This window comes from Okeania hirsuta (genome assembly GCF_003838195.1).
Classification (GTDB): domain Bacteria; phylum Cyanobacteriota; class Cyanobacteriia; order Cyanobacteriales; family Microcoleaceae; genus Okeania; species Okeania hirsuta.
In genome coordinates this window covers 17,228-30,468 of the sequence record NZ_RCBY01000076.1, presented here as the reverse complement: position 1 = coordinate 30,468, position 13,241 = coordinate 17,228, and the positions used below count along the sequence as shown (strand labels likewise).

The following is a 13,241-nucleotide window of genomic DNA, read 5'->3' as shown; positions in this document are numbered from 1 at the left end:
CCCTCTGCACTGGAACCGTTGTCTCCAGCAATGTAGATAATCAAGGTGTTATCTAACTCACCCAGGTCCTCAATGGCATCAATCACCCGACCAACCTCGTGGTCTGTCTCCTCGGTAAAACCAGCAAACACCTCCATCATGCGGGCATATAACCGCTGCTTGTTTGGCTTCAGAGAATCCCACTTCCGTAGAGACTTTGGACGAGGGGTTAATTGGGTATCATCGGGAATCACACCTAATTCTTTTTGCCGCTCAATGGTTTTCTTACGGTACTTATCCCAGCCCATATCGAATTTCCCTTTATAGTCTTTGATCCACTTTTTGGGAACTTGGTGGGGCGCATGAGTCGCACCGGGAGCAAAGTAAACAAAAAAGGGCTTATCTTCTGCCAGCGCTTTTGTGGTCTGGATATAGTTGATGGCGTGGTCGGCCAAATCCGTATTCAGGTAGTAGTCTGAACCATCGGCATTTTTTTCTGGCGGAATCAAGCGAGTAGTATTCTCCACGAGCGGGGGAGTGTATTGATCGACGTCGCCCCCGACAAAGCCATAGAAATAGTCAAACCCTAGCCCTTGGGCCCAACGATCAAAGGGTCCCACAGCGCTGGTTTCCCAATCTGGGACGTTGTGGTTTTTACCAATCCACGCAGTTGCGTAACCGTAGGCTTGCAATACATCCGCAAAGGTGGCTGTGTTCTGGGGAATCACACTTGAATATCCAGGGAAGCTCGTTGCAACTCCGGTAGTCACACCAGTCCCAACAGAGTGGTGGTTACGTCCGGTGAGGAGAGCTGCACGGGTGGGAGAACAGAGGCCTGTGGTATGGAATTGAGTGTACGTTAAACCATTTTCAGCCAGTCGATCCAGTGTTGGAGTCTTAATCTTGCCACCAAAGGTTCCCATCTGGCCATAGCCCACGTCATCTAGCAGCACCAACAGGATATTGGGCGCATTTTCAATGCCAAAGGTTGAAGGCTCTTTCAATTGGAGTTCGACCTCTTCAGAGTCTTCATAAGTTAGACCGATTTTGCCAGTGAAAGCTGGATCGGGGTGGGGAAGAATCTGTTGGGCCATTGCGGGTGGGGCAATGGTGGTCAAAAGGAGGCAGGTGGCGATCGCGATCGCCACTACTCCTTTGAAAATCCGGTTCAAAAAACCGTTAAAAAACATGGGTAAAACCTCATAAAAATTCAAGCTACATTCCAAATCACGATCAAAGTAGTCTTAATGGCCATTTGTATGATCGGGTAGCGGAAATACTTTAAACCCAAGCTTAGTGGTAAACTCTCTGTTGGAAGACTCAAAAATTCCAACTTTCTCAGCCATATAAATTTAAAAATAAGTTTTTAAAATTTATTGTTTTTACTTATAAATAGTTGATTATTTTTTTATTAAATGCTATATACATGACTTTGTTTATGAATGAAAACAAAAGTAAAACTTCCCAACCTAAAGATGCTCCTGGGACAGACAATCTTCGGATTGTCTACAGATCCTTTACCCATCTAGATGGCTTCAAAGAGTTTATTGATTATCAAAAGATGGAAATGATTCAACTTAGTCCCGGCCCTCTTCAAGGTGAATTTTTATCTATTCAGATTGGCAACTTATATTTCGCATATAATCAGGTCAACCAAGGACTTCAAACGTCTGGTGGGGGAACACCTGAATACATGTCTTTTGTAATGATTTGGTCTGAGAAAGAAAAGGAATATTACTCCTTAAACACCCCTATTGAGCCTCAAAGAACTCTTTTTGGTTTTAACAACACCGAATCCTACGAAGTATTTCATCAAGGTATAGCCATGACACATGTTTTCATTCCTGTGCAAACTTTTAATGCTTATGCCGACCAACTACAACGCCACGATCTAGACGATAATTTCCGGAGAAAAAATCATGTGAACTTGTTGCCAACTGGGACGAAAGAAATTAAAAATTACCTGAAACAACTAGCTTGGTTAGCAATCAAAAATCCTACCTTCCTTCAACAACCTCATATTGAAAAACTCGTTGCTGATGATTTTATTCCTTTGCTAATTAGTAGCATTCCTATTAAGTTAAATTCCAAGTCTTTCCTCAAACCTTCCCGAAGAGAAAAGCTGATTGCCGAAGCGGAAAAAGAAATGCTAGCACACTTGAAAAAACCTTTGACCTTAAAACAACTAGCTCAAAATTTGGGGTCTAGCAGTTCTGCCTTATCCTATGCTTTTCAGGACTTATTTGGCTTGAGTCCCATGCGCTATCTCAAGGTACGACGACTTCATGCAGTGCGACAACTCCTGAAGGTAAGCGAACCCGAAAGTTGTAGCATCATCATCCTCGCCAGTAAATTTGGATTCTGTAATTCCGGTCATTTTGCTAAAGATTACAAAACCATGTTTGGGGAGTTGCCTTCAGAGACGTTGAGCAAGAAAACATAGAGAGTATTTTTAGTTGAGTTAGCCCAAATTTTTGACGAGGCGAAAACCAGCTTTAATCCCACATTCCGCACTTCAATTTGTAGCTCAAGAAGAAAAATGAATCATCATCAGAATTTGAGCCAACAAATTAAACAAATTAATTCTATAGAACGTAACTCCAGCTCTACTCAAATTCAAATTCCAGACCATATTGTACCATTCTTGATTGATATAGAGCATCAAGAATCATATTCTCTTCTGAAGAAAAGTGGTTTTTCCAATCTCCGACTATTCCTTTACGCATATGTTTGGGAATACCTTCTCGCTGGGGAACCCAATCAAGATTAGCTTTCGGATTCATCGCCATTGCCGAAAATTTACTTGCAGCAACCACAGCATCCAGTAAATCTGAAGTTAAGGGGATATCTATAAAGCTAGCAACATCAATAACTACTTGAGCTAAATCCTTTTTCATATCTTCGTACTTGACAAACATCACATTATCTGAATTTTGGCTAGCTTTCCACCACTCCCAAACATGATCGAATATCAAGCCATAGGCAACTTTGCCTTCAACATATAGCTGAAAAAATTCGCTCCAACTACCCTCGTATCCCATTTTGCTGCAAGCATGATAATAATAGGAGACAGCATTGTCCTTTGGATTGCGAGCAACATAAATATATTTGGCTTTGGTTTTTCCAAACATTGGCATCAGAGACAAGGGTAAATGGCTATGAAAATAACGGCGATCGCCACTATTTACGATCAAATTATCCAAACCTCCATAACGAGTTGCAGCACCTTCTAACCAAGGAACTGCTTCACTCAATACTTTATCGCCCTGCTCTCCATTGCTAGCAAGCAAGTGAACAATTTGCTCCATCCATGTCGTACCAGATTTAGGATAGGCTACTACAAACGTATCCCGATCGCCGACTCTAAAATCCTTAAGCGCATCCATTTCCTTCTGGGTAATGAACGCAGGAAAGACAATTAGACCTGGAGGGTTCTTAGCGTCCTTAACCAGTGCTTGCTTATATTGTGCCATGTGTTAAATCCTACTACTTGTTACCAAATCCCAACAACTTTGGGTAGTTGATATAACTAATCTTACCCCAAACGGGTTGAGTTGGTTAACGCTGAGACGTTTTGATAATTTGATAATTTTATTTATTGGCGGGGCTTTGTTATATCATGTCCGGTTGAACAGTTATAAATAAACGACGAAGGAGTCAGGAGACAGGAGACAGGAGACAGGAGGGTAGAAAGAAGAAGAATAAGGAGAAAGAAGGAGAAAGTTTTTTTGATCACTAATTATCCGGACATGATATTACACAAAAGAGGATTAGACGGTATAAATAGCATCAAGAATAGTACAAATTAGTAGATACTCGTGAAGTCCAATCAGGAAAACCTCTGTAAGCAAGAGAAGTAAAAGTCACGAACAAAATCATTTCTTTTAACATTATCTTAAATCTTAAAACAAAGGAACTAGAGTCTCAATCGTGAATTTGATAATTTTGTACAACTTCACATAAAATTGTTATTATATCAAGTCTCGTTAATTAGAGATAATAAAAATGTGTTCTCTGATAAATTTCTTCCTATTCCCTATTCCCTATTCCCTGTTCCCTAAAATTTTTTTTTATTGTGGGTTTTTAAAGAGACATGATATTATAATAAACTGGCCAGTTATTAACTAAAATGGGCTACCGTGCATGAACCGAAAAGCATTAGTAGTGGGTATCAATTATTATCCTTTGCTCAAAGATAGCTCTGCTCAACCCCGAAACTTGATTAAACCAGCAGCAGATGCAGAGGCGATCGCTCAACTATTAGAAACCTATGGCAATTTTCAAGTGCAGCGCTTTCCAGGAGCTAATATAGAAGGTTCTTGGCAAGTAGATCCTCATCCTAAGATTAAAAACTGTGAAATAAATGCTTTGAAAGAAGCTATTTCTAAATTATTTAATCCTCTAGATAATGTTCCTGAAACTGCTTTATTGTTTTTTGTGGGAAATAGTTTATTAGATCAACAAGGAGGGGTACAAGAAGGATTTTTAGCAACCAGTGATACAAACCCTCAAAAAGGAAAATGGGGAATTTCACTACATTGGTTAAGTCAACTATTACAAAAATCTCCTGTCAAACAACAAATAGTATGGTTAGACTGTTACCATCAGGAAAAACAAATTGACTTCTTACAAACAAATCTTAGTAATATAGAATCAACTTATAATGATAGGTGTTATATTTTTGTTTCTCAAGAAATAGAAGTTTATACAACACAAATAAATTCAGAACATAGCTTTCTCACAAATTGTTTATTAGAAGCATTAGAACCAGAAAATTATCCAAATGTTTGCGTAACAAATTATAATTTAATAGACTATATAAATAAAAAACTAAATCTTTCTAATCTACATCCAGTCTTTAATAATTCTGGGAATGAAATTATTTTGACAGGGGAAAAAGAAGCTACAGAAAATCCAGACCTGACAGCCGGAGTTTGCCCTTATAAAGGACTAGCTGCATTTGAGTTTAATGATAAAGATTCTAAATATTTTTATGGTCGGAAAACTTTGACAAATATACTTTTAGAAAAGGTTCGTTCTCGGAATTTTTTGGCGGTAGTAGGGGCCGGTGGAATTGGTAAATCAAGTGTAGTAAAAGCAGGGTTATTATATCAACTTAAACTGGGGCAAAGATTGTCTGGGAGTAACACTTGGCCTATATTAATTATTAGACCAGGAGAACATCCTTTAAAAAATTTAGCAGCAGCATTTGTAGATTATCAACTACAGACATTGTTAACGCCGACAACAGAAGAAACAACAGCTCCAGAGGAAGAATCATTACAACTTTACACTACTAAAAAATTATCATCAACTTCTCAGCAGCATCAACAAAAAAAGCGACCGCCAAAATCATCTATTCCTTATCCACCTCCACCACCAGCACAAGAAACAAAAGGAACCCGTAGGCGATCGCCAGAAAAAAGAAAGTCCGGTGTCACATCACCTCCTAAAATCAAAAATTCTCACAATGAAAACCTAGAGCAAGAGATCAAAAAGGCTGAAGTTGAACGTATAATTTATTCACCTATAGAAATCGAAGAGTTAATTAATCAGGGTGCTAGTGGGTTTAGACAAGTGTTGCAAAATACTCAAGCACCCAGAATAGTAATGGTAGTAGACCAGTTTGAGGAAGTTTTTACTCTGTGTTTAGATAAAATCGAAAGGCAGGAATTTTTTGACTGTTTGATGGGAGCAATAGACAAAAATTACCAAGATAACTCTCATGCTAGTACATTTCTGTTAATTATTAGTATGGGGGCAGAATTTTTAGGTAAATGCTTTGAGCAGGAATATTCTGGGTTAGCTAGGCAAATTCAATCTCATTTAGTGACGGTAACGCCGATGACTCGACAGGAGTTGCAACAAGCGATCGCCGCTCCAGTCAAACAAGTAGGTATAGAAATTCAGCCAGAATTAGTGGAGCAAATGATTGTAGATACAGAAAGTCACGGTAATTTACCATTATTACAATATACTCTAACGGAACTATGGCGACAGCGACGAATAGACCAATTTACTCTGAATCAATATATTAACTTAGGTGGTGTAAAAGGTTGTCTAGAAAAACAAGCTTATGCAACTTATCATTCCCTCAATGCTAGAGAGCGTCAGGTTGCCAAGCAGATATTTCTCAAACTCGTACAAATAAATGAAGATACGGTAGTAAGCTGCAAACGAGTATTAAAAACTGATTTAATTACCCCTCAACAATCATTAGCAGTTGTGAGTAAGATACTGAAAAAATTAGCAAAAGCCAGATTAATTATAACTACTAAATTTACCAACTATCAAAATACTAATCAAACAGTAACAGTAATAGAATTAGCCCATAATACTATTATTCATCATTGGTCTCAGTTAAGTTTTTGGGTAGAGTCAAACCGGGAGGCAATTAAACAAAAACCTGGTATGGAAGCTGATGCTCAACGGTGGCTGAAAAAAGATAAATCAGGCAAATACTTATTAAGTGGGCGCAAGTTAAGTTTAGCTGAAAGTTTATTAGAAAGTGATGCTGATAGTGCTTTTGTATCTGTATTAGCCAAAGAATTTCTCGAAAAAAGTATCAACCGCAAACGTTTTCAAAACAATTTTCGGCTCGGGAGTATAATAGGATTAATTTTAATTTTAGGTGGGTTAAGTGGATTTTCCTTGATTAATTGGCAAGTGGCAGAAAAGGATAGATTAAATTCCCAACTTAATGCTTTGAGTTTATCCGCAGAAAATCAGTTTACTGCTAACCAAGGCTTTGACGCTTTACTTACTGCTATCAAAGCTGGTACAAAGTTACACAATACCTCAGAAGTATCAGCAGATGTAAGAATGCGAGTTTTAATTGCTTTGCGCAAAACTGTTTATGGTGTGAGTACGCGCAGAACAATAGCAGAACATACACAACCAGTCAATAGCATCAGCTTAAGCAAGGATAGAAAAATAATTGCTTCTGCTAGTGATGATGGTACAATCAAACTCTGGAGTAACTCTGGGAAAGAATTAGCTACTTTAAAAGGACATCAGGGTGCGGTTTACAGTGTTGACTTTAGTCCTAATAGTAAAATGTTAGTTTCTGCTGGTAATGATGGTACTGTAAAACTCTGGAACCAGAATGGTAAAATATTAGTAACAATGAAAGGGCATCAAGGGGCAGTTAATAGCGTTAGTTTTAGTCCAGATGGAAAGGCGATCGCTTCTGGTGGCGTAGATGGAACGATTAAATTGTGGAATCTTAAAGGGAAACTATTGAAGTCTATTCAAGCACATCAGGATAAAATTTACAGTGTCAGCTATGGTAAAGTATTAGCCTCTGCTAGTGAAGATAAAACGGTGAAGTTATGGAACTCTCAAGGCCAACAATTGGCTATTCTCAAAGGCTTTAAAGACAGAGTTTTGAGTGTGAGTGTGAGCCAAGATGGTAAAACTATTGCCACTGCTAGTTGGGATCATACTGTGAGAGTCTGGGGTATAGATGGTCAAAAAATGGGCACTCTCAAAGGTCATAAAAGTCCAGTAGTTAGCGTTAACTTTAGTGCTGATGGCAAAACTATTGCTTCTGGAAGTTCTGATGGAACAATTAAACTCTGGACTCATTATGGTCGAGAAATAGCAACTCTCAAAGGTCATAGTACCTGGGTTAGTAGTCTCAGTTTGAGTAATGATAGATTAACTCTTGCTTCTGCTAGTGCTGACAACACGATTAAACTTTGGAATCTTCAAGAACAAAAATTGCCTACTCTCAAAGGACACACCAGTTATATCACAGCTATTAGTTTTAGCCCAGATGCTCAGATGATCGCTACTGGGGGTTACGACCGGAGTGTAAAAATTTGGAGTCGAGATGGAGAGGAGTTAGCAAGTTTAAAAGGGCATAAACGCGGTATTTATAGCTTGAGCTTTAGTCCCGATAGTCAAACAGTGGCTTCTGCAAGTGCTGATGGAATAGGAATAGTTTGGAATTTAGCAGGTTTAGGAAATGCGACTCTTTCCGGGCATAAAGATCGGGTTTATAGTATTAGCTATAGTTCGGATGGTAAAATGTTGGCAACTGCTAGCTTAGATCAAACAATTAAATTGTGGAATATTCGCGGTCAACAACTATTGACTATTCCAGGAGGTATTGATGAACTGAGAACTGTGACTTTTAGACCAGATGGAAAAGCCATCGCTGCTGCTGGTTTTGGGGGTGAGAGTCAGGTTGTTCTGAAAATATGGAGCATAGAAGGTGAGGAACTAGGAAAGATTGAAGGGTTGTGTAATGTTATCAAGAAAGTTAGTTTTAGTGCAAATGGAAAAATTCTTGCTGTAGCTTGTTCTGATAATACAGTTAAATTATTAACTCCTGAAGGTCAAGCGATCGCTACTCTCAGAGGACACCAGGGTCAAGTAAATAGTCTGAGTTTTACCCCTGATGGCAAAATTATCGCTAGTGGTAGTGATGACGGTACGGTAAAAATTTGGACTGTTGATGGTGAAGAGTTGGTGAGTCTAGCAGGTATTCGAGAAGGGGTAATGGATGTTAGCTTTAGTCCAGATGGTAAAATGCTCGGTGCGGTTGGTAAGGATCGGGTAGCAATATTGTGGAACTTTGATTTAGATAATTTATTGGCGCGGGGTTGTGATATTGTTCACGACTATTTGCAGAATAGTCCCGATGTTAAAGAAAGCGATCGGCTTCTTTGTGAAGGGATATAGTTATATCATGTCCGGTTGAACAATTATAAATAAACGACGAAGGAGTCAGGAGACAGGAGACAGGAGACAGGAGGGTAGAAAGAAGAAGAAGGAGAAAGTTTTTTTGATCACGCTCTTATCCGGACATGATATTATACCGTTTCACGGAAGTCGTAGGGGCGAATGGCATTCGCCCTCACAAAAGTAAGATTTTACAGGATCAAACGTACAGGAGGAAGGAGAATTTAGAAAGATTTGCTAATAGCTGAAGATCAAACATTTTTTTATATCGAATTCAGCAGATTTGATCTGATTAGTAAATAGGATTTTTTTTCTTTATTTCTTTTTTAAAGCAGAGGGTTTCAACTTTAATTATTCGGTAATAAATTAAGATTGTATAATATGGAATTAAAAAAATACTAATTGCTACTAAAACATACCCTTCAATTAGTAAAAAATATCAATAAACTGTCTGTACAGCAGGAATATTGCTGAGTGAAGATGAACAGCCTCTTGAGTGGATTAGAATTTATCCTATTCGCTTTCGACAATTGGATTTTGATAAGCGCTATCCTAGATGGTCTATTATTATGGCTTTAATTGAAAAAAATGATCGAGATTATACGCCAGAAAGTTTTCGTATAAATGATTCTTCTATAGAGGTTTTGAGAAAAATTAAAACAAGTAATAATTGGGAGGAACGAAAAAAACTTTTACTGCCACTACAATTTAAGTCAATTAAAGAAATAAAAAATCAAGATAAATCATTAGGAATAATCAAGCAAAAAATTATTAAAAAATATTTTTGTCAGGAAACTGAACGTAATTGGAAACCAAAACAGCAAGCTGTATTAGATCAGTTAGATTTGTTTGAACCAACAGTAGAACTGGAGAAAATACCTTATAAGTTTGGATATGAGTTTATTGATGAAGATGGAGATAAACATCGCTATAGTATTAGTGACTGGGAAATTCAAGAGCTTTATCGAAAATGTCGAGATAAATCTTTGAGTTCGACTCAAATAGGAAAGGAAAAAGAAGCTGTAGAAAAAGTAAGACAAAAGCTAGAGGTTGAATTTATGAACAAGAAAGACCTATACTTTATAGTAGGTAATTTAAAAAACTACAAAAATTATTTTATGATTATAGGCGTAGTTTATCCTCCTATGATTACTCAATTAAGCTTGTTCTAAATAGAGAAAAAACAATGAATATTTCAGAGAAATTTTCAAATAAATATATACTGACATTTGGCTATGGAAATCGTAAAGATTACAGTGAATTTTTAGAATACCTACAAAATTTTGATGTTAAGTGTGTGATTGATGTGAGGAAAAGTCCTCGTGCTTGGAGTCGCAAGTGGTATGGAGACAAAATAGAAAATCTTTGCCACTCCAAAAATATTCAATATATATCCAAAGTTTCTTTAGGAAATACATCAGGTAAAGCAAACTGGGTTTCACCTACCCCTGAAAAAGTAGATGCAGATTTGTCTGAAATTGCAGAAATTGTTACTCAAGGAAATATTTTCTTACTATGTGCTGAACTAGATCCAGCTAGATGTCATCGAGTTGAAGTTGCGAATTGTTTGAATAAATTAATTTCAGCTCAAGTAAAGCATTTGAAATAATTAGATGTTATATCATGTCCGGTTTAATAGTTGAAATAATAGAGGAGTTAGAAGGGAAGAAGAGGAAATTTTTTGGTCACTAATAGACATCTCCAAAAAACAAAAATAAAATCAATTTTTATCTATAAATTATCAATTACTCCCCTCCTGGGAGGGGGAGGGGCGAGGGGTGGGTTCCCTGTTCCCTGTTCCCTGTTCCCTGTTCCCTGTTCCATCTGTTCTGGAGATGTCCAATTAAACGGATATGATATTACTTATTGGCGTTGGTGATTTGAGGTATGATATCATCTCAGGAGCAGAGCGCGATAGAACTCCGTTCCCTGCTCCGTGACCAAAAAACTTTCTCCTTCTACTGCTCTTTCTTCTTCTTTCTTCCCTCCTGACTCCTGTCTCCTGACTTCCCCTCCTGGGAGGGGGAGGGGCGAGGGGTGGGTTGACTCCTGAATAATTAAGATTAATATCATACACGCGCTTCACCAACGCCAACTATTTAAAAGATTTATGGAACAAATTTCCCAGTAATAAAAATCCACCAAAAGCAAATAATCCTAAAGTAGTTGTAGGTTCAGGTACTGATTCAATAGTTATCCGTGCGATCTGATAATCTGGAGCGGTAAAATCACCATTAGGTGCTGCTGCTAAAATATTACCACCTTCGAGAAAACCAGGGTGAAAGGTGACAACTCCATTTTCATCCACACCTGTGTTAGGAGTCGCTTGAGCAAGAGCTGCAGTATTGCCTGGTATTTCGTCATTGACCTCTGTACCTGCATCCCACACTCGATCGCCAGTAACAATAAAATCAGCACCCAAGAATTTGCCATCTTCATCAAAAATTCTTATCCCTAATGGGTTTTCGTTAGCAATAAAAGCATCGTTACTTGGTAAACCCATTGCTCCGTAACTGAAATAGCGACTGCTAGCTAGACTACCATCTAGAGTAAATGTCATAGAAGCGCGATCGCCAGCAGTAAGCACCTGAAATGGTCCTGTTGGGCCTAATATTGTAGCTTGAGTCTCCCCTGCGCCACTATTAGCAAAAGCAGTGCTGATCAGTCCTGTATTAGCATCTTCTGCTAATGCTTCGAGATATGCGGGTGCTGGTTGGCCTAATTCAAAAATGTCGAAGTTGCCATCGTGAAAACCTACCCATAATGGAGAGAAAAAGAAACCATTAGTGGGGGCAACATTTTCTACTGTAACTTTTAATCTTGCTGCTGTTGCTGTAGATGTCATAGCAAAGGTGGAAGTTACCGCTATTGCTGCAGCGATCGCTCCACGAATATTCAGCCAAGTCTTACTATTTATATTCATTATTTTTTCCCAATCAAATTATTTATCTCTCCGTTAAATTTAGGGTGAGAGCTTAAATTAGATAATAAGAGCTAAATATTTTTTTGTCTTGCTAATTCTTGCGGTCTATATTATATTCTTGCTGAAAATTATCTTAATTCTCTAACCTTCTTAATTTCTTCAGGACTTACGCAAAGCCACTACATATAGTAAATTAAAACTATAGCACTATGGTATAGCAATTCTCATATTGGTGAGGTACGCGCATTCGTTTGTTTTAGGGAGTAGGGAGTAGGGAGTAGTAATTCGATAAACAGGGGATAGAAAAAAAGAAAAACAACTGTATCTCACTAATTTGAGAAACATTATATATATAGTTTTTTTACCATAAAAATGTGTAAGTCCTGTACTTTTTATTATCATCTTTTATTAGAAATAATTTTCAGCTTAAATCAGACTGTTTTCTGAATAAAAAAAACTGACTGCTAATAGCTGAATGCTGACAAAAATTCTATAAAGGATTGCTGGTATTTGTGTTTTTATAGCAGCAGATAGGAGCGGTCTTATTGATATTTTGTCCATTGTTTGAAAGTTAATTTCACTCGCTCGGAGAATCCAACCGCCCACCGATTATACAGATTCCTATTTAGGCGATTGCTGACGCAAAGCTCCGCTAACGCTTGAAAATTTATAGCTATCACCCAGCCTTGATCATTCTAAACAATCCATACCAACTTAAACAACTATCATTTTAATTGTAAGATATTTGAGTTCAGATACGCTTATATTTGGATAATAATTGATGTTTTAGTTGATCAATAGTTTTTCCCATAACATTTGCCATTTTTTTCCAATTATTCCACACCAACATAGCACAAGCAATATGATTTTTTTGAATTTTTCCTCGACGACATTGGCAAAACTCCAGCCCTGTTAGCTGTTTAATTCTGGCGTAAAACTCCTCAATTTTCCATCTAGGTGCGAATCTCAAAATCAACGTCATCTGTACTCTTCTGAGTGAGGTCGTTAGTAGCAATATATTCTGTTCTGTTGGCGGAAACAGTAACCCAAAATAATTAGATTTTTTTATCTCTAGGAAAGCCTTTAATTTTAATAATTTTTCCTGATACTAATTCCCCGTCATTTCATGTTAATTATTCTAGTTTTTGATATTTTTTTACACCCCCAGTATCGTCTACGCGCGGGATTACTTTTCAATGGAAAATAGTAAATTTAACCTAAGTTATCTATTAAAGCCATAAGTCTTTTGGTTGGATACCAGCTCTCCATTAATACTGTTTTTACTGGTATTTTATTCTGTTTTACCACATCAATTATCATTTATTATACTTGAAGAAGGAGACAGGAGACAGGAGACAGGAGACAGGAGGAAAATTACTTATGGATTCGCTCCCCCAAGTAATGCGTGAACACCCCCGTTGACGGTGGGGTATTAAACCCACAAAGAAAATGATAATCTATTTTACTCTTTTCATCACTCTCTGGAGCATAAATACGATAATCGCGAAATCCAGAATCGTTCTATTTGAGGATTAAAATATAAGCAGTTAACTATTCCTATTTCACGGACTACCCTATGTTCGTTACCGTTATACTGACCTCGGACAAGTTCTATTTTTTGGGAGTATTCTTTATTAAAAACTGTATCATT

9 protein-coding genes and 1 pseudogene are annotated in these 13,241 nt (G+C 37.6%); 5 read left to right on the top strand and 5 right to left on the bottom strand.

Going from position 1 to position 13,241, the window contains the following annotated elements:
• The coding region (locus D5R40_RS14645; protein ID WP_153183479.1) for a sulfatase-like hydrolase/transferase at nucleotides 1-1,169 on the bottom strand (1,169 nt) is incomplete at its 3' end.
• A 248-nt stretch (nucleotides 1,170-1,417) separates the two neighbouring features.
• Between D5R40_RS14645 and D5R40_RS14640 the strand changes: the two genes are divergently transcribed.
• Nucleotides 1,418-2,422 (top strand): helix-turn-helix domain-containing protein, encoded by a 1,005-nt coding sequence (locus D5R40_RS14640; protein ID WP_240038785.1) that lies wholly within the window; start codon nucleotides 1,418-1,420, stop codon nucleotides 2,420-2,422.
• A gap of 163 nt (nucleotides 2,423-2,585) precedes the next feature.
• Here D5R40_RS14640 and D5R40_RS14635 read toward each other — a convergent pair whose 3' ends face one another.
• On the bottom strand, nucleotides 2,586-3,452 hold the full coding sequence (locus D5R40_RS14635) for a sulfotransferase domain-containing protein (protein WP_124143403.1): 867 nt from the start codon (nucleotides 3,450-3,452) through the stop codon (nucleotides 2,586-2,588).
• A 670-nt stretch (nucleotides 3,453-4,122) separates the two neighbouring features.
• On the opposite strand from D5R40_RS14635, the gene D5R40_RS14630 reads away from it, so the two are divergent.
• The 4 genes and pseudogenes from D5R40_RS14630 (at nucleotide 4,123) to D5R40_RS14620 (ending at nucleotide 10,276) form a co-directional block, all read left to right on the top strand.
• Nucleotides 4,123-8,667: an nSTAND1 domain-containing NTPase gene (locus D5R40_RS14630; RefSeq protein WP_124154821.1), complete on the top strand. Its 4,545-nt coding sequence runs from the start codon at nucleotides 4,123-4,125 to the stop codon at nucleotides 8,665-8,667.
• Nucleotides 8,668-9,125: 458 nt separating this feature from the next.
• Nucleotides 9,126-9,353: pseudogene (locus tag D5R40_RS43665) on the top strand (DUF8758 domain-containing protein); the annotation flags it as partial.
• 9 nt (nucleotides 9,354-9,362) lie between these two features.
• On the top strand, nucleotides 9,363-9,839 hold the full coding sequence (locus tag D5R40_RS14625; RefSeq protein ID WP_511035264.1) for a DUF8757 domain-containing protein: 477 nt from the start codon (nucleotides 9,363-9,365) through the stop codon (nucleotides 9,837-9,839).
• Between the two features lie 14 nt (nucleotides 9,840-9,853).
• Complete coding sequence (locus tag D5R40_RS14620) at nucleotides 9,854-10,276, top strand: DUF488 domain-containing protein (RefSeq protein WP_124154820.1); 423 nt, start codon at nucleotides 9,854-9,856, stop codon at nucleotides 10,274-10,276.
• A gap of 284 nt (nucleotides 10,277-10,560) precedes the next feature.
• On the opposite strand, the gene D5R40_RS14615 is transcribed toward D5R40_RS14620, so the two are convergent.
• The 3 genes from D5R40_RS14615 to D5R40_RS43510 form a co-directional block, all read right to left on the bottom strand.
• Complete coding sequence (locus tag D5R40_RS14615; RefSeq protein ID WP_124143406.1) at nucleotides 10,561-10,740, bottom strand: hypothetical protein; 180 nt, start codon at nucleotides 10,738-10,740, stop codon at nucleotides 10,561-10,563.
• A gap of 22 nt (nucleotides 10,741-10,762) precedes the next feature.
• The gene (locus tag D5R40_RS14610) at nucleotides 10,763-11,590 is read right to left on the bottom strand and encodes a spondin domain-containing protein (protein WP_124143407.1); all 828 of its coding nucleotides are present in this window, start codon (nucleotides 11,588-11,590) and stop codon (nucleotides 10,763-10,765) included.
• A 751-nt stretch (nucleotides 11,591-12,341) separates the two neighbouring features.
• Entirely contained in the window at nucleotides 12,342-12,572 is a 231-nt protein-coding gene (locus D5R40_RS43510) for a hypothetical protein (RefSeq protein WP_124154819.1), read from the bottom strand.
• Between the last annotated feature and the right edge of the window lie 669 nt (nucleotides 12,573-13,241).

Excerpts from the sequence above, each read along its gene's own strand:
- D5R40_RS14630 (WP_124154821.1), top strand. The coding sequence starts at position 4,123 with ATGAACCGAAAAGCATTAGTAGTGGGTATCAATTATTATCCTTTGCTC.
- D5R40_RS14635 (WP_124143403.1), bottom strand. The coding sequence starts at position 3,452 with ATGGCACAATATAAGCAAGCACTGGTTAAGGACGCTAAGAACCCTCCA.
- D5R40_RS14615 (WP_124143406.1), bottom strand. The coding sequence starts at position 10,740 with ATGATATTAATCTTAATTATTCAGGAGTCAACCCACCCCTCGCCCCTC.
- D5R40_RS14640 (WP_240038785.1), top strand. The coding sequence starts at position 1,418 with ATGAATGAAAACAAAAGTAAAACTTCCCAACCTAAAGATGCTCCTGGG.
- D5R40_RS14610 (WP_124143407.1), bottom strand. The coding sequence starts at position 11,590 with ATGAATATAAATAGTAAGACTTGGCTGAATATTCGTGGAGCGATCGCT.
- D5R40_RS14620 (WP_124154820.1), top strand. The coding sequence starts at position 9,854 with ATGAATATTTCAGAGAAATTTTCAAATAAATATATACTGACATTTGGC.
- D5R40_RS43510 (WP_124154819.1), bottom strand. The coding sequence starts at position 12,572 with ATGACGTTGATTTTGAGATTCGCACCTAGATGGAAAATTGAGGAGTTT.